This window comes from Rhizobium jaguaris, assembly GCF_003627755.1.
Classification (GTDB): Bacteria; Pseudomonadota; Alphaproteobacteria; order Rhizobiales; family Rhizobiaceae; genus Rhizobium; species Rhizobium jaguaris.
On record NZ_CP032694.1, the window covers coordinates 3460839 to 3478159 of the forward strand.

17 protein-coding genes are annotated in these 17321 nt (G+C 59.9%); 3 read left to right on the forward strand and 14 right to left on the reverse strand.

Going from position 1 to position 17321, the window contains the following annotated elements; genetic code table 11:
- Positions 1-127: 127 nt before the first annotated feature.
- The 9 genes from ftsH to ybgC form a co-directional block, all read right to left on the reverse strand.
- Positions 128-2071 (reverse strand): ATP-dependent zinc metalloprotease FtsH, encoded by a 1944-nt coding sequence (ftsH, locus tag CCGE525_RS16870; protein ID WP_120705286.1) that lies wholly within the window; start codon positions 2069-2071, stop codon positions 128-130.
- 124 nt (positions 2072-2195) lie between these two features.
- A complete protein-coding gene (gene tilS, locus CCGE525_RS16875) occupies positions 2196-3527 on the reverse strand; it encodes a tRNA lysidine(34) synthetase TilS (RefSeq protein WP_120705287.1) in 1332 nt (443 codons plus the stop codon).
- A 5-nt stretch (positions 3528-3532) separates the two neighbouring features.
- Positions 3533-4579, reverse strand: coding sequence for a tol-pal system protein YbgF (gene ybgF, locus CCGE525_RS16880; RefSeq protein WP_120705288.1), 1047 nt, complete (start codon positions 4577-4579; stop codon positions 3533-3535).
- A 158-nt stretch (positions 4580-4737) separates the two neighbouring features.
- Positions 4738-5271, reverse strand: a complete 534-nt coding sequence (gene pal / locus CCGE525_RS16885) for a peptidoglycan-associated lipoprotein Pal (protein ID WP_120705289.1) — start codon at positions 5269-5271, stop codon at positions 4738-4740.
- Between the two features lie 152 nt (positions 5272-5423).
- Positions 5424-6728 (reverse strand): Tol-Pal system beta propeller repeat protein TolB, encoded by a 1305-nt coding sequence (gene tolB, locus CCGE525_RS16890; protein ID WP_120706456.1) that lies wholly within the window; start codon positions 6726-6728, stop codon positions 5424-5426.
- Between the two features lie 226 nt (positions 6729-6954).
- A complete protein-coding gene (locus CCGE525_RS16895) occupies positions 6955-8271 on the reverse strand; it encodes a hypothetical protein (RefSeq protein WP_120705290.1) in 1317 nt (438 codons plus the stop codon).
- A gap of 9 nt (positions 8272-8280) precedes the next feature.
- The gene (gene tolR, locus CCGE525_RS16900) at positions 8281-8739 is read right to left on the reverse strand and encodes a protein TolR (RefSeq protein WP_120705291.1); all 459 of its coding nucleotides are present in this window, start codon (positions 8737-8739) and stop codon (positions 8281-8283) included.
- Positions 8740-8766: 27 nt separating this feature from the next.
- The gene (gene tolQ / locus CCGE525_RS16905) at positions 8767-9495 is read right to left on the reverse strand and encodes a protein TolQ (protein ID WP_120705292.1); all 729 of its coding nucleotides are present in this window, start codon (positions 9493-9495) and stop codon (positions 8767-8769) included.
- A gap of 473 nt (positions 9496-9968) precedes the next feature.
- On the reverse strand, positions 9969-10421 hold the full coding sequence (ybgC, locus tag CCGE525_RS16910) for a tol-pal system-associated acyl-CoA thioesterase (RefSeq protein ID WP_120705293.1): 453 nt from the start codon (positions 10419-10421) through the stop codon (positions 9969-9971).
- 137 nt (positions 10422-10558) lie between these two features.
- Between ybgC and CCGE525_RS16915 the strand changes: the two genes are divergently transcribed.
- From CCGE525_RS16915 to CCGE525_RS16925, 3 genes are read left to right on the forward strand one after another with little or no spacing between them, the layout of a single operon-like run.
- Positions 10559-11779, forward strand: coding sequence for an NAD-dependent epimerase/dehydratase family protein (locus tag CCGE525_RS16915; RefSeq protein ID WP_120705294.1), 1221 nt, complete (start codon positions 10559-10561; stop codon positions 11777-11779).
- The gene (locus CCGE525_RS16920; RefSeq protein WP_120706457.1) at positions 11779-12642 is read left to right on the forward strand and encodes a glycosyltransferase; all 864 of its coding nucleotides are present in this window, start codon (positions 11779-11781) and stop codon (positions 12640-12642) included. Before CCGE525_RS16915 ends, CCGE525_RS16920 begins: the two co-directional genes overlap by 1 nt.
- On the forward strand, positions 12639-13571 hold the full coding sequence (locus CCGE525_RS16925) for an NAD-dependent epimerase/dehydratase family protein (protein ID WP_120705295.1): 933 nt from the start codon (positions 12639-12641) through the stop codon (positions 13569-13571). Before CCGE525_RS16920 ends, CCGE525_RS16925 begins: the two co-directional genes overlap by 4 nt.
- Here the strand turns inward: CCGE525_RS16925 and CCGE525_RS16930 are convergent.
- From CCGE525_RS16930 to CCGE525_RS16950, 5 genes are all read right to left on the reverse strand, one after another.
- Positions 13540-14103, reverse strand: a complete 564-nt coding sequence (locus CCGE525_RS16930) for a DinB family protein (protein ID WP_120705296.1) — start codon at positions 14101-14103, stop codon at positions 13540-13542. The two genes, CCGE525_RS16925 and CCGE525_RS16930, sit on opposite strands and share 32 nt — an antisense overlap.
- Before the next feature lie 69 nt (positions 14104-14172).
- Entirely contained in the window at positions 14173-15075 is a 903-nt protein-coding gene (locus CCGE525_RS16935) for a metallophosphoesterase (protein ID WP_120705297.1), read from the reverse strand.
- On the reverse strand, positions 15072-16115 hold the full coding sequence (gene ruvB, locus CCGE525_RS16940) for a Holliday junction branch migration DNA helicase RuvB (protein WP_120705298.1): 1044 nt from the start codon (positions 16113-16115) through the stop codon (positions 15072-15074). Before ruvB ends, CCGE525_RS16935 begins: the two co-directional genes overlap by 4 nt.
- A 162-nt stretch (positions 16116-16277) precedes the next feature.
- Entirely contained in the window at positions 16278-16892 is a 615-nt protein-coding gene (gene ruvA, locus CCGE525_RS16945) for a Holliday junction branch migration protein RuvA (protein ID WP_120705299.1), read from the reverse strand.
- 12 nt (positions 16893-16904) lie between these two features.
- Positions 16905-17318: a type II toxin-antitoxin system VapC family toxin gene (locus tag CCGE525_RS16950; protein ID WP_120705300.1), complete on the reverse strand. Its 414-nt coding sequence runs from the start codon at positions 17316-17318 to the stop codon at positions 16905-16907.
- Positions 17319-17321: the final 3 nt, after the last annotated feature.

A 17321-nucleotide genomic window follows, 5' to 3' on the forward strand; every position in this document is an offset into this window, starting at 1 on the left:
TCAGTAGGCTAACGCCGGCGACGAGACCGGCCTCCGTTCGTTACCCTCAACCATAAAGAAAAAGGCCAGTTCCCTGCTCAAAAGGAGAACCGGCCTCTTCATTTACATGGTCAATCGGCTCCGCCCGTCAACGCGGCTGCGGTTCAAAACCGCCTTCGGGCTCGTCACCCTTGGTACCGAGCGAGCCATCCTTCTTGGCGCCGGTCTTCGGCACTGCCGAGCCACGGCTCGGAGGCGTATCGTCGCCGAGATCGCGGGCGGGCTTTTCGCCGCGAATCAGCGCCTTGATCTCTTCGCCGGTCAGCGTTTCGTATTCGAGCAGGCCTTCGGCCAGTGCTACGAACTCGTCGTGCTTGGTGGTGATGATGTCCATGGCCTGTTTGTAAGCCTGGTCGATCAGACGGCGGACTTCATTGTCGATCTTCTGCGCGGTGGCTTCCGAGACGTTCTTCGACTGCGAGACAGAGTGACCGAGGAAGACCTCCTGCTGGTTTTCACCATAAGCGACCTGACCGAGTTCATCGGAGAAGCCCCATTGTGTGACCATGGCGCGGGCAAGCTTGGTCGCCTGCTCGATATCCGAGGACGCGCCGGAGGTGATGTTCTCCTTGCCGAAGGTCAGCTCTTCCGCGACACGGCCGCCCATCATGATGCAGAGGCGCGACACCATCCACTTATAGCTCATCGAGTAGCGGTCGCCCTCGGGAAGCTGCATGACCATACCGAGCGCGCGGCCGCGCGGAATGATGGTCGCCTTATGCAACGGATCGGCGACGGCGACATTGAGCGCCGTGATGGCGTGACCGGCTTCGTGATAGGCCGTGAGCTTCTTTTCCGCTTCGGTCATTGCCGAAGAGCGGCGCTCGGCGCCCATCATGATCTTGTCCTTGGCGTCCTCGAACTCCTGCATGGTGACCAGGCGCTTGTTGCGGCGGGCAGCCATCAGCGCAGCTTCGTTGACGAGGTTCATCAGGTCCGCGCCGGAGAACCCCGGCGTACCGCGGGCAAGCGTCTTCAGGTCGACATTCGGAGCCAGCGGAACGTTGCGGGCATGCACCTTGAGGATGCGCTCGCGGCCGACGATATCCGGGTTCGGCACGACGACCTGGCGGTCGAAGCGACCGGGACGCAGCAGCGCCGGGTCGAGAACGTCAGGGCGGTTGGTGGCCGCGATGAGGATGATGCCCTCATTGGCTTCGAAACCGTCCATTTCGACCAGCAGCTGGTTCAGCGTCTGCTCGCGTTCATCGTTACCGCCGCCGAGACCGGCACCACGATGGCGGCCGACGGCGTCGATTTCGTCGATGAAGATAATGCAAGGCGCATTCTTCTTGGCTTGTTCGAACATGTCGCGAACGCGGCTGGCGCCGACACCGACGAACATTTCAACGAAGTCGGAACCGGAAATGGTGAAGAACGGCACATTGGCTTCGCCGGCAATGGCACGCGCCAGAAGCGTCTTACCGGTGCCCGGAGGACCGACGAGCAGAACGCCACGTGGGATACGGCCGCCGAGACGCTGAAACTTCTGCGGATCACGCAGGAATTCAACGATTTCTTCCAGATCCTGCTTAGCTTCGTCGACACCGGCGACATCATCGAAGGTGACACGGCCATGCGCCTCGGTCAAAAGCTTGGCTTTGGACTTGCCGAAGCCCATCGCACCGCGCGAGCCCCCTTGCATCTGGCGCATGAAGAACAGCCAGACACCGAGGATCAGGAGCATCGGCAGCAGCGTGCCGAGATAGCTCAAGAAGCTCGAAGACCCATCCGATTCCGGGCGGCCGACAATGTTGACGTTTTTGCTTTGCAGGCGTTCAAGCAGGCTGTCGTCCACGACCGGAGCATAGGTCTGGAAAGGTGTTCCATTTTCGACATAGCTGCCGACCACGCGATTGCCGGTGACGGTGACGTCACGGACGCGGCCGGAGTCAACTTCACGGAGGAATTGCGAATAAGGAATTTCTCTGGAGCCTGTTTGTGCCGGCGCGTTCTGGAACATGCTGAACAGAGCAATCAATAACAAAGCTATGATTGCCCACAGAGCGAAATTACGAAAATTAGGGTTCATCGAACTCCCCAGCACTGAAACTTCCGCCGTCAAACGGCGGCATTACTTGATCCCTAACATAGGGTTGCGCCAAGCCCTTGCCAAGGCAAACCGCATCGCCACGCGCTTTTTCCGTCAATAAGTCTCAAAGCGGCGGCGGCATATAGGGTTCACGGCCAAAGCAAGCCGCCAACCGATCCGCGAATGTGAGATCGAATCGTGTCAAAAAGCGGTCGAAAGGTGCGAGATAAGGCGCAATCGTGGCTGATGCGCCGTTGCCGTCATCGCAGGCGATCACCCGCGGCAAAACCGCCCGTGCCCGCTGCACGGCACCTTTCGGCAAACCCTCCTGAAACTTCGCCGCACCGCCCGCCCCCAATGCTTCGATGCGGATGGCGACCGGACCGTGATTGACGATCTGGAAGCGGCTATCCCATACACCGTCGGTCCCCGCCGCAAGCACGAGCGGCTGGATGTTGCGGCTTTCGCGCATGAGATAAAGCCCGTCTCGACGCAGATCGAAGACGACCCCGCCCGTCGTGCGCCGCCCCGGCTTGTCCTCACCAACAAAATCCAGGATACGGCGCATCCGCTCGCGGCCTGGCCGATAGGATTCACCGCCGAATACCGCTGCAAGATTAGACAGCGCGTAGGAGAGCACGCCCTCATCGGCGGCCAGCGCATCCCGACTGACGGCGCAAAGTACACCTGCATGGACAGTCACATATCTGTCCAGCCAGGCAGCGGCTTCCGCCGAGAGCGCCGCGCGAGCCGCACCACCTCCATCCGGCGCGGAGAGCGACGCGATATCCTCCTGCGCCAAGTGCTTTCGTGTACGTACGCGCTCGTAGCGGATATCCTCATTGCTCGGATCGTCCAACCAGGACATGCCGAGCCGCGCGAGATAGGCACGAATATCTGCTCGCCGGCACGCGAGAAACGGCCTGACGATCCATAGGCGCCGATCAAAGAGTATGGCGTCGGCAATGCCCGTGCCGGCTCCGACCGCGTCTTCACTGATGAGACGTGCGGCGCGCATGGCCAGCGTCTCGCACTGGTCATCGAGCGTATGAGCTGTAACGACAACATTGGCAGAGATTTCGGCCGCAACATCGGCGAGCAGCCCGTAACGCGCCTCGCGAGCTGCAGCCATGATACCGCTCTTCGGCTTCTCACCCTCCCAGCGACGGACGATATGGGGCACGCCAAGCGTTGCACAGAGAGCGGCAACGTCACGCGCTTCCTCGGCGGACTCTGCCCGCAGGCCGTGGTCTATGGTCGCTGCAGAAAGGGCAATGTCGGAATTCGGGAAGGATTTCAGCTGTTCGGCAAGAGCGGCCAGAAGACCGGTGGAATCGCTGCCGCCGGAAATAGCGACCAGAATATGGGCAGGCTTGAAAAGGGAATGGATGAAATCGGCCGCCGCGGTGTCCGGCATTTGGGCTGTGGCAGCACCAGTCACAGCATCACTGGGCATCGGAATCAGCAGGCAAGGCGCTTTTGTTCACTGGCGACCTTGTTGGTAACGGCCTTCGAAGCCTTCGGATAGCGTTTGTTCACCTCGCGCAGCGTCGCGCAGGCCGTGTCCTTGTTGTCCAGGGCGGCGAGCGACATGCCAAGCTTCAAGAGCATTTCCGGCGCCTTTTCGGAGGTGCCGTATTTCTGATGCGCATTCAGGAAAGTCTTAGCCGCGTCATTGTATTTGCCTTGCGAATAAAGCGCTTCACCGAGCCAGAAATTGGCATCAGCCGCCCGGGCGCTGTTCGGATAGCTGTCGATGTATTGGCGGAACTCCTGTTCGGCGACGCTGTAGTCGCCGGACAGGACGTGGCCGTAGGCCGCCTTATACTGATCGCCTTCGCTGCCGAGCGAAGCCGTCTGCGTTCCAGAATTTGCGGCGGGCGCAGCACCCGAACCATTGTTGGCCCGTGTTGCCGTCGTGCCGACCTGTTTTCCGTTCGGATCGAATTGGATCGAGCCGAGCTGGGTCGGCGGCTTGCCAGCGCCACCGCCCTGCGGCGCGGGACCCGACGCGTCGCCACCTTGCGAATCGCTGATGACGCCGGCGATGTCGTCCTGTTGCTGACCGCCACCCGCACCCTGGGCCGGGGCGTCGGCTTCGCTCTTCTTCATCGGGGCAGTGGCGCCAGCGCCCGCCGCACCGCCGGTGCCCCCACCGCCACGCTTTTCAAGCTGCTGGAAGCGGAATTCATTGTCCTCTTGCGTCTTGCGTATCTGCTCTTGCATCTGCAGCAATTGATAGCTCATCTCTTCGACGCGGCCGTTCAACTGGCGCATCTGGTCTTCAAGCTGCTGCAAACGGACTTCGGCATCGCTGTTTTGGACGTTGATGACAGGTGCTTGCCCGGACTGTCCCTGCCCCTGGGGAACCGCGTTGCCCGGAACAGCCTGTTCCGAAGTGCCGCGACCACCGAGGTGAAGTCCGAAAAGCGATAAGGCAGAGGCGTCACGCTCACTGCCGGCCACGGCGGCGAGACAAAGTAAGCTCGCCACGACAAGTCTTCTCATTTGGATCATCCTGTCCCATTGATTCTTCGCGCCCTGGGCACGAACAGGAGATTTTTACAATTGGTCTCAAAAAGCAATTGAGTTCGGCCAAAGTGTGGTCAAAAAAGTAAAGGCGGCCACGAGGACCGCCTTTGTGCATTTCGGCCGGATTTGACCTATCAGGAACCGGCGCCGTTGAGCACCGTAACGGCGCGACGGTTCTGCGACCAGCAGGAAATATCGTCGCAAGTCGCGACCGGACGTTCCTTGCCGTAGGAGATCGTCTTCATGCGCTGAGCCGGAACGCCGCGGGAAGCGAGATAATCCTTGGTAGCCGCAGCACGGCGCGCGCCGAGAGCCAGGTTGTATTCGCGCGTACCGCGTTCGTCGGCATGGCCTTCGACGGTGATCGAGTAGTTCGGATAACGAGCGAGCCACTGAGCCTGACGGTCGAGCGTCTGGGAGGCATCGGCACGGATCGACGAGCTATCGGTGTCGAAGAAGATGCGGTCGCCGACGTTGACCGTGAAGTCCTGCGGCGAACCCGGACGGGCATTGCCAGCACCATTGAGGCCAAGTCCGTTGGCATCGTTCGGCAAGCCCTTTTTGGAGGCGCAGCCGGCCAGCGAAAGGCCGACGAAAAGCGCGATCATGATCGGGTTGCGAGCGAGGTTTTGCATATGGCCAACGGCCGGGGTTGCGATGCGGCTCATTGCCGGTCTCTCCTTAAGTCTTTATCAGGGTTGCCAGACTGTAACCGGGTTCGGTTAATCCGATTCCAACAAATATGGTTAATAGTGTCCTAAAATTGTCCCGAAGTGGCTCACTCACAGGACTTTGCGGCGATAAAGTGACGCGCCCTACCCTACTCGAGAAGCGGCGACCAGGCGGGATCGGAGGCAAAGCCCGGGGTCGGGATTTTCTGCTCGTTGTAACCCGTCAGGTCGATCGAATAGAGCTGCGGCCCGCTGGCGCCTTGCGGTTCGCGGAAGAACATGATGACGCGGCCGTTCGGCGCCCAGGTCGGGCCTTCATTGTGGAAACCCGAGGTCAGCAGGCGCTCGCCCGAACCATCAGTCTTCATCACGCCGATCGAGAAGGTCTGACCGGACTGTTTGGTGAAGGCGATGAGATCGCCGCGCGGCGACCAGACCGGCGTCGAGTAGGAACCGTCGCCGAAGGAAATGCGGTGCTGGTTGGAACCGTCCGCATTCATCACATAGATCTGCTGCTTGCCGCCGCGGTCGCTTTCGAAGGCGATCTGCGTGCCATCAGGCGAATAAGAAGGCGACGTGTCGATGGCTGCCGTCGACGTCAGGCGGGTCGTCGTGCGCGAGCGCAGGTCCATCGTATAGATGTTGGCGTTGCCTTCCTGCTGCAGGCTCATGATCACACGCTGGCCATCCGGCGAGAAACGCGGCGAGAAGGTCATGCCCGGGAAGTTGCCGACCAGTTCGCGCTGGCCCGTCTGCAACTGCAGGAGGTAGACGCGCGGCTGCTGGTTCGCGAAGGACATGTAGGTGACCTCCTGCCGGTTCGGCGAGAAGCGTGGCGTCAGCACGAGGTCGCTCCCATCCGTCAGCATGCGCGCATTGAAACCGTCCTGGTCCATGATGCCGAGCTGAGTCTTGCGGGCCGTCTTCGGACCGCTTTCGGCGACGAAGACGACGCGCGTATCGAAGTAGCCTTTCTCGCCGGTGATCTTCTCGTAGATCGCGTCGGCGATGATGTGAGCGACGCGCCGCCAGTTGTCCGGCTGCGCATAGAATTGCTGGCCGACCATTTGCTGGTTGCCATAGGTGTCCCACAGCCGGAACTCGGCGCGAAGGCGACCGCCTTCCTGCGTCACCCGGCCGGTCACCAGCGCCTGTGCGTTGATCGCCGTCCAGTCCTGGAAGCGCGGCGTCGAATCGGGATTGCTGATCTTCTCGATAAAGGCCTGCTTGTTGATCGGCGCGAACAAGCCGGACCGCTGCAGGTCGGCGGCGATGACGCCGGAGACCTGCGCACCCAGACCATCATTCGACAGAAGGTCGGTGATGGCGATCGGCATCGGCTGGACGTTGCCCTTGTTGATGTTGATCTCGACCACGGCGTAAGCCGGAGTGGCGAGGACTGCCGTCAGACCTGCCAGCACCAGCAGGACACGAACGAGGGATTTTCTGATCATATGTGCCAAGCCTTTCAGCATTAAAGCGCCATGTCGCCCGGTGCGAAGTTCAGGATGACTCCGACCGAGCTAGTTTCATTGTCGAATTGAATCCGCGGCAAGTTCCTGAAAGGTGCCGCCGTGAGGACGGCGCACATAGCGTTTGCCGCCTGTATGATCCCCGGAGCCGTAAACGAAGACAGGCAGAAGCGGGGACAGTCGTTCGTCGAAAGTTGCACTCCTGGCATCACATCCCCAGGTCCGCTGCGCTGAAGTTGACGACGACTTCCTGCCAAGTGTCATACTTGTCCGGCGGCAGGATCTTGAGGTAATCCGACTGCGCCCGTTGCACGGCACGCACCGCAGCGCTCTGCATTGCCGATTGCGTCGACGCTGGCCCGCCACTCGTCGTCGCCTCTGGTTCACCAACGATCTGCCCGGATTTGTCGAGCCTGAAATGTACCTTGATCCGCACGTCACTTGCACCCTCAAGGCCGGGCATCAGGTTCCAGTACTTGGCGATCAGATCGCGCAGACCATCCTGCTCGCTCTGGCTGAGCTTACCGGCGCTCAGTGATTTCATACCGCCTCGCGAGGTGACCTGAGTATCCGAGCCGGCTGATGCCTGTTTGGACGAGCGCTGCGCACCGCCCTTCGACGATGTGTTGTTCAGAACATTGGCGATCTCGTCGGCAAGACCTTCATCCAGGCCCTTGTTCGAGGCTTTGGCGCTCTCGCGCTTCTTGTCGCTATCCTTCTGACCATCATCGGTTGAGGTATTCTTGCTGGTGCTCTGGGTGGTCTGCTTGTCCGTGGGCTTGGCAGTCGGCTTCGCGTTTGCGACCTGTTGAGGTTTCGTAACGGGCTTCTGTTCCGGCTTCGGGTCAGGCTTCGTCTCCACCGTCTTCGGCGGCTGCTGAGGTTGCGGCTTTACGTCGGGAACGGGAACTTTGTCCGCCGGCGGCTGTGCGGCCTGCTCGGTCGGGCTTTCGGTCACCGGCTTCGGATCAGCTTTTTGCGGAGTGGGGGTCGGAGTCGGCGTGGGTGTTGGGGGCGTAGGCGTGACCTCGCTCTTCTGCGGGGTCGGCTCCGTCTTCTGCGGCGTGGGCGTCGGCGCAGGAGTGGGCGTCACATCCGGCTTCTGCTGCGGAATGGCGGCCACTTCCTTCGGCGCAGCCTCCGTATCCTGCTGCTCGATCGTCTTGACGTCATTCGGCCGCGGATCGTTTTGCGGAACGGGCACATCCACCTTCTTCGGTGCTAATGCCGCCGTGTCACTTTCCGGCCGTTGGGTCGGCACAACCGGGTTCTTGATATCGACGTTGTTCTCGCCGACATTCTGAGCGTTGGCAACCTGATCCTGCTTCGTAGTCTGCTTCCGTGCGACGTGATCCGTAACCGACGCCTTCTTTTCTCCCTGCTGAAGTTGTTCGGCAGGGACGATATCGACATCCATCGCCGTGCTCTCCGGCGTCTCCAAAGGCGCAGGCGCACTCAGCGTCAACATGGCGCCGATCAGCACCAGGATGTGAATGACCGCAGATGTCGCGATGCTACGCTTCATATCGAACCGTCAGTGATCCGTTATCTGCTGGGTAACCAGGCCGATGTTCTTGTAGCCGGCCTCCTGAATGCGCGACATGACGTCGGCGATCACGCCATAAGGCGCCTTGCCGTCGCCGCGCACGAAAATGCGCTCGCTATATCCGGTCGTGGCGATCGCCTGCAGCTTGGCAGCGATATCGACCGCTTCGATCTGCGTTTCCTGCAGGAAGACCTGGCCGTCCTGCTTGATGGAAATGGTGATCGGCTGTGTCTGGGCGTTCAGCGCACCAGCCTGCGTCTGCGGTAGGTCGATCGGTACACCCGAGGTCATCATCGGCGCGGCCACCATGAAGATGATCAGCAGCACGAGCATGACGTCGACGAGTGGCGTTACGTTGATATCGGCGATCGGTGCGCCCCGGCGACCACCGCGGCGACCGCCCCGGCGGCCACCGCCGCCACCATTACCTCCAACAGACATTGCCATGTGCGTTACTCCGGTTCCGTCTGCGCTTTACTGGGCAGCCTGACGCGGCTGCAGCTTTTCGTCGATCTGACGCGACAGGATTGCGGAGAATTCGTCCGCGAATCCTTCCATGCGCGCCGACAGCTTGCCGGCATCGGCCGAGAACTTATTGTAGGCGATAACGGCAGGGATAGCGGCAACGAGGCCGATCGCGGTCGCGAGCAGCGCTTCGGCGATACCAGGCGCGACGACCGCCAGATTGGTCGACTTCGAGCCTGCAATGGCCTGGAACGAGGTCATGATACCGACGACGGTGCCGAACAGACCGATGAACGGGCCGGCCGAACCGATGGTCGCGAGCGATCCGAGGCGGGCGACCAGATGTTCCGACTCACGCGCGAGCGTGACGTCCATGGCACGATCGATACGCATCTGCAGACCGATCGGCGAACGTGCTCCGCGCTCGAACGATTTCTTCCACTCGCGCATGGCGGCGACGAAGATGGCGCTGAGGCCCGTATTGGTCCGTTCCGAGAGCGTGCGATAAAGTTCCTCGAGCGACTGGCCCGACCAGAAGACCTGCTCGAAATGATCGAACTGCCGGCGTGCGCGGGCATAGCTCAGATACTTGTCGATGACGATCGCCCACGTCCAGACGGATGCTGCGAGCAGACCGAGCATGACGACCTTAACCACGAGGCCTGCCTGCATGAAGAGCGACCAAAGCGTGATGTCTGGTGTGGCGACCGCTGCCAGTGCTGTTGTTGTCGTATCCATTGATCCAAAATCCCCGAATCCAAACGCCCGGCGCTAGACCGGGCGGCACAAAGTGATCTCACAAGAAATGTTTGGCAGCCGCCGCTGAACGCCCTGGTCAAGCTTTTCCAAGCTCTACAACTGCCTTCTTGCCGTCAAATTTGGTCAAAGGAAGGCGTGCGCCGCACAAACTCCGACGACGGCAGTAAGACACTATTATGGTTAAAAGAATGTTAGTGCCAGAGCATAAGAGATTTGACAGTGAGGAAAGCTATTCTGTCTCCCGGGAAGAACTGACCGGACAAAACCGGCGGCGGACACGAAACAAATCTTGCGCGCAAATTCCTTCACATAAAACTCAAGTTTTAGCAAGAAGGCTTTTGTGCTGGGCGAGACATCGTCTCCCAAGCCAGCAATCCATCGCTAATGCGACATGAGATATCTCGCCTTCGGGCCGAATCGCTGGCAGCGGACAGATGCCCGGATTCGGAGAACTAGAGCGCCGTCGATGCCACCAGCATCTGCTTCGCTAACTTCTCCGGCAGCCGCCGCGGTTTTCCCTTGGCGTTGATCACGGCAATGATGACCTTGGCTGCGAGCAGCAGCGTGTCGTCACGCCGGATTTCCTGGGAAAGCACCATCTTGGCGCCGCCAGCCTTCTCGGTCGTCGTGCGAATCGTCAGCATGTCGTCCATCCGCGCCGGTCCCTTGAAATCGATCTCCATGCGGTGAACGACGAAAACCAGCCCCTCCTCGTCGGCATTCAGGAGCTCGCGCTGTTCCACGCCGAGGCAACGCAGGTAGTCCGTGCGGCCGCGTTCGAGGAAGTGGAGGTAGCGCGCATGATAGACGAGGCCGGAAAAATCCGTATCCTCATAATAGACTCGCTGCACCAGCCGGTGGCCACCGGCTTCCAGTTCCCCGGCAATCAGAAAGGGGCTGTTCATCGTCGCCGCATCTCCAAAAAATCTGGGGACCCTCTTTGGCCGAAGTTCCGCCATCAAGCAAGCTTTGAACAATTGTCATAAATACTGACTATCCGGGATGATGCCGGATAGCGGTCGACGCAGAAGGATATGATTTCATGAAAATAGCGGTTATGGGCGGCGACGGTTTCATTGGTTGGCCAACCTCGCTGCATCTCTCCGATGCCGGTCATGAGGTCCATATCCTCGACAATCTTTCGCGCCGCTGGATCGACACCGAACTCGGCGTGCAGTCACTGACCCCGATGGATTCGATCCAGGAACGCACGCGCATCTGGCACGCCGAAACCGGGCGCCGCATCCATTTCAACCTCATCGATCTCGCAAAAGACTATGAGCTTCTGAAAAAGTGGCTTGCCGAGCATCGCCCGGACGCCATCGTACACTTCGCCGAACAGCGCGCCGCACCCTATTCGATGAAAAGCGACCGCCACAAGAATTACACCGTCAACAACAATGTCAGCGCCACGCATAATCTCCTGAATGCACTGGTCGAGCTCAATCTCGATGCTCATCTCGTGCATCTTGGCACCATGGGGGTCTACGGCTATTCGACCGTCGGCGCCGCCATTCCCGAAGGCTACCTGGCTGTCGGTATCGAGACCGCCGATGGCCGTACCGTCAATCAGGACATTCTCTATCCGGCCAATCCGGGCTCCATCTACCATATGACCAAGTGCCTGGATCAGCTTCTCTTCCAGTTTTACGCCAAGAACGACGGCTTGAGGATCACCGATCTGCATCAAGGCATCGTCTGGGGCACGCATACGGAACAGACCCGCCGTCACGAACAATTGATCAATCGTTTCGACTATGACGGCGATTACGGCACGGTGCTCAACCGCTTCCTCATCCAGGCGGCGATCGGCTATCCGCTGACCGTGCACGGCACCGGCGGACAGACCCGCGCCTTCATTCACATCCAGGATTCGGTTCGCTGCATCGAGCTGGCGCTCAAGAACCCGCCGCCGCGCAATGCCCGCGTCGAGATCTTCAACCAGATGACCGAGACGCATCGCATCCGCGATCTTGCCGAGATGATCGCCAAGTTGAGCGGTGCGGAAATCCTCCGGCTGCCCAACCCGCGCAAGGAAGCGCCGGAGAACGATCTGATCGTCAAGAACGACAAGTTCCTCAATCTCGGTCTCGAGCCGATCACTCTCCAAGCGGGTCTGCTCAGCGAAATCGTCGATGTCGCCAAGAAATATGCCTACCGCGTCGATCGCTCACGCGTCCCGGCCGTTTCCGCTTGGACCAAGGATCTCGCAGCGACGGTCAACCACGATCCGGAAGGCAAGCGATTGAAGTCCGTCTCATGATGTTCGGAAGCGAAATCCTGCAGGGGGTGCGACCGCGCTCCAGCCCGCGGGCGCGGCAAGCCTTCGTCACGCTGGTCACCAACGCCGACTACGCCATGGGCGCCTTGGCATTGGCGCGCTCGATTTCGCTGAGCGGCACCAGGGCGGATACGGTCGTGCTGCACACGGCCGGCGTTGACGAAAGCGATCTTGCGCCGCTGGAGGCGCTCGGTTGCCGGCTGGTGGACGTGGAACATCTGCCCCTTTCCGATGAATTCAACGAGCGCCATGCGCGCGGCAATCTCCATGCCAACGCTCCCTTCACCAAAGGCCGCAAGCCGTCCTTCCACTCGCCGCTCGACAATTTCTGCAAGCTGAGGCTTTGGCAGCTCATCGACTACGACACCTGTGTCTTCATCGATGCGGATGCGCTGGTGCTGAAGAATGTTGACAAGCTCTTCGACTATCCGGAATTTTCCGCCGCACCCAATGTTTACGAAAGTCTGGCGGATTTTCATCGGATGAATTCGGGGGTCTTTGTTGCCCAGCCGTCGCTCACGACCTTCAAAGCCATGTTGAAGCTGCTCGATCGTCCCGGCGTTTTCTGGCGGCGCACCGACCAGACCTTTCTCGAGACATTCTTCCCGGATTGGCACGGCCTGCCGGTCTATATGAACATGCTGCAATATGTATGGTTCACCATGCCCGCGCTTTGGGACTGGAACAGCATTTCGATCCTGCATTACCAATACGAGAAGCCTTGGGAACAGAACCATCCGAAGGCCGATCAACTGAAACCACTGATCGATTTGTGGCACCATTTCCATGCCGGGCACGACGTGCCCGAGATCACCGCATTTGCCAATCCGAAAGTGGCAGCATGAAAGTGCTGATATCGGGCGGTACAGGTCTCGTCGGCCGCTACATCGTCGAGGAACTACTATCAGCCGGATATCAAGTTGCCGTTGGCGGTCGCAACCCACCACGACCCGGCCTTTTCTCGCAACCCGTCACCTTTGTGTCATGTGGCCTGGATCCTTCCGAAAACTATACCAACGCCTTCGACGACGCTTATTTCTTCGTGCACGCGGCTTTCGCGCATATCCCCGGCAAATATCGCGGCGGCGAGGGCGATGATCCCGAGAGCTTCCGCCGGTTCAATCTCGATGGCACAGTGCAACTGTTCGAGACCGCGAAACGCGCCGGCATCCGCCGCTGCGTCTTTCTCTCCTCCCGCGCCGTCTATGGCGACCGGCTGGCCGGCGAGACGCTGACGGAGGAAACCACGCCGACACCGAATACACTCTATGGCGAGGTGAAGCGCGATGCCGAACACGCGCTCTTTTCCCTTTCCGCTCCCGGTTTCGCAACGGCAAGCCTGAGAGCAACGGGCGTCTACGGCGACCTCTGTCCAAACAAGTGGGATGATCTTTTCGCGGATTATCTTGCCGGCAAGCCGGTTCTCTCGCGCGCCGGAACCGAGGTCCATGGCCGCGACCTCGGCCGCGCCGTCCGCCTACTGCTAGAGACTGAGACAAGCCGCATCAGCGGCGAAGCGTTCAACCTCTCCGATGTGCTCACCGACACCCATGATATCCTTGAGCACCTGCAGCGGGTAACCGGCTGCCAACACCCCCTGCCCTCACCCACCCCACAAGGCATTGTCAGTGCGATGGATACGTCGAAAATCCGTGCTCTCGGCTGGAACGGCGGAGGTCGGGCGTTGCTGCAAGAAACCGTCGCGAGATTGGCGAAAACGATACCGCTTCGCCCTGCCACCCTCAACGCATCAACATCGTCTCGTCCCAGCTAAGCGCCGCCAATTCCTCACCTCGGAACCTCGCATCGTCGGCAACGATGAATTCGTCCAACTGCGGCGGCGCAACGCTGCTGCCGGAGAGCATGGCATGCACCTGCCCCCGATGATGGGTCTGGTGCTGGAAAAGATGGCTCAGCACATCCTCCGCCCGCTCCCTCTGGATGCGATTGCCACGGTGAAGATCGATTACGCGCACCAGTGCCTCGGGATTCAGGTCCTGACATAGAATTACGAGCCGTCGATCGACTTTGCTTTGCTCCATCGACAATGCATCCAGCGTGTCGAACGGCTCATCGATGTCGAAAGCTTTGAGACCGAGCGTACCGCCTTCCAGCGCGTCGACATAAAACCAGTCGACGGTCAGGATATGATTGAGCGTCGATTTTATCGAAGGAAAGAAACTGACCCGCCTCGCCTCGAACTCACCCGGCTGAAGCGCCACACAGGCCCGTTGCAATCGAGTATTCGCCAAGGCGTTATTGTAGGCGAGCTTGCGAAACACACGCATTGGATCGAAAGCGGACATACTGGCCTCCTCTATCGGAATTGCGAGCAACCGGCATTCAGCCGGATGATCCCGCGTTTGGGTATCGCCCTATCCCAGATCGATCACAACGATTTCCGGCGGTACACCGACACGGACGGGAGCGACCGAACAGCCGAGGCCGCCGGAGACGATGATGTGACGGTCCTCTTCAATGATATGGCCATATACATACCGGTCGCCGTAGCGCGAGGGCAGATAGGGCGACCAGCCGAGAACTCTGATCTGCCCGCCATGCGTGTGACCTGACAAGGTCAGCGACACGCGCGACGGCACGGTCGGAAAGATATCGGGCTCATGGGCAAGCAGGATGATTGGCGCTTCGTCGTTCACCTGTGCCAGCGTACCCTCGAGATCATCAAGCCCCTTTGCGAACTGGCGCTTCCAGCGGACGCTGCTGCGCAAAGCAAGCTGATCCTCGACACCGGCCAGCCAAAAGCCGTGCCCATCTTTTTCCAAGCGGGACGATCGGTTGGAGTAAACCGGAATTCCGACATCGGCCAATGCCTTATGACTGAATGTCGGGCCACGGCCGCTCTTTTGTGCAGCCGCATCGTGCCACCAATCATGATTGCCGATGATCGCATGGACACCGAGCGGCGCCTTCAAGGCTGCGAGTTCCGTCGCCCACACCTTATGATCGACAAGACCGGTCACGAAATCCGTTCCCGACGTGTAGTCGCCCAGCAGAACGATGATATCGCCACCAAGATCGTTGGCGCGGCTGCAAATGGATGCGATCCGATCGGCCGTCATCCACGGTCTGCATGCATGAAAATCGGCAAGCGCGACGATCCTCAGTTTCAATCCCGGCGTCCAGCCCGGCGGCGTCAACTGGTAACGGGCTATCCTCAATCGCATGACCGGCTCGTATCCGAAAGCATAGCCGCCGAGTGCCATCAACCCGGCAATGCTACTGCCGAAAAGCTTCAGGAAACCGCGGCGGCCGATCACTCATCTTCCTCCTGGAACAGCCTGAACTGCGCCGCCTCCAGGTCTTTCGGCGGCTGCATTCCAAGATGCCTCCAAGCCGTGGCCGTCAGCACGCGGCCGCGCGGCGTACGCTGGATGAACCCCTGCTGGATCATATAGGGCTCGATGATATCCTCGATCGCGTCGCGCGGTTCGGAGAGGCCTGCAGCGATGGTTTCGATACCGACTGGGCCGCCGCCGAAATTGACGGCAATCATGTTGAGATAGCGCTTGTCGAGCTGATCGAAACCGACGTTGTCGACCAGCAGCCGCGTCAATGCCTCGTCGGCTATTTCACGGGTTACGGCTTCGGCCTTTGCGACCTCCGCAAAATCACGCACGCGGCGCAGCAGGCGACCGGCTATGCGCGGCGTGCCGCGGGCGCGCCTGGCAATCTCACGTGCACCCTCTTCGGTTATGCCGAGCCCCATCAGCCGCGCGCCACGCCGTACGATCAGCTCCAACTCCTCGACAGTATAGAAGCTCAGGCGAACCGGAATGCCGAAACGGTCACGCAACGGCGTCGTCAACAGGCCGAGACGGGTAGTGGCGGCAACCAGCGTGAATTTGGCGAGGTCGATTTTCACCGAACGCGCCGCCGGGCCCTCGCCGATGATCAAATCGAGCTGGAAGTCCTCCATGGCCGGATAGAGGATTTCTTCGACGGCCGGATTGAGGCGATGAATTTCGTCGATGAAGAGCACATCGCGCTCTTCGAGATTGGTCAGAAGTGCTGCAAGATCGCCGGCCTTGGCGATGACCGGGCCGGAGGTCGAGCGGAAATTGACACCGAGCTCCTTCGCCATGATCTGAGCCAGCGTCGTCTTGCCAAGACCTGGCGGGCCGACGAACAGCACATGGTCCAGCGCCTCCCCTCGCCCCTTCGCGGCTTCGATGAACACCTTGAGATTGGCACGTGCCTCCGCCTGGCCGGTGAACTCGTCCAGCGACTGCGGCCGCAGCGTCACATCCAGGTCTTCGCCCCGCTTTTCCGGCGATATCAGGCGTGCAGCCTCGCTCATGTCAGAAGTTCCATTCCCGGTATGCGTTTCACAGCTTTACTATTGAGGACCATGGCGGCGACACCATGGTCTCTTCTCTCAAATCATCATTCCGTGGCGGACCGTCATGAGTCGACCCCTTACTTTGAGACAATAGTGAGGAACTGGAAAGGGTGCAAAGGTTCACCGCGACAGCTCCTTAAGACCCAATCGGATCAGCTTGGCGCTGTCAGCCCCATCTCCGGCCGATTTCATTGCAGCCGCAACTGCGTTCGCAGCCTGGTCGCGGGAATAGCCGAGATTGGTGAGCGCAGAGACGGCATCAGCGACGGGAGCCGAGGCTACACCCTCGCCCAATTCCTGCTTGAGGCCGATATTGATCGCCTCGCCGGCAAAGGCCGGCGCCTTGTTTTTCAGTTCCGTAACAATACGCATTGCGACCTTCGGCCCGACGCCGGGCGCCCGCGACACGGCACTGCGGTCCTGCAGCGCGATCGCGTTGGCAAGTTCCGCCGGCGTCAACGTCGACAACAGCGCCAGCGCCACTTTCGCGCCAATGCCCTGCACGGTCTGCAGAAGATTGAACCACTCGCGCTCCAGCACCGTCGTAAACCCGAAAAGGCGGATCTGGTCCTCGCGGACATAAGTCTCGATGAAGAGAATGCAGGCCTCGCCAGCCGAGCCCAGCTTCGACAGCGTGCGCGCCGAGCAGTAGGCGACGTAGCAGACACCATGCACATCCACGAGCGCATAGTCCTCGCCGATCTCTTCGATGGTGCCTTTTAACTTGCCAATCATAAATGACGTCCGTCAGGGATGGGTTTCGGGGGAGATGAGATCGACCGTGGAAAAATAAGAACGATACCCCTTTGGATCTCGGGTCAGTATGGAATAACCACGAACGGCAGCATGGGCGCCAATCAGAAAGTCAGGAAGAATTCGCTCGCGTTCTCCACCGGCTTGACGATAAATCTTAAAAGCAGCCGCGGCCGCAAATGCCGCGGACCAAGGCAGGTTTTCACGGCGAAACTCGCTTTCCGGCAACAGTTCATCCACTCTGTCTATATTGCTGTAACGCAGTGAAAATTCCGCATAAATGATCGGGTTGATAACGACCGGCCCTTGTTTGAAAGCGGAAAAGACCTTCCCATTCGACCAATCATGCCAAGTTGAGCTGGGTATGGCCAAATCAACGAGCACATTCGTGTCGACCATCGTGACCATGAT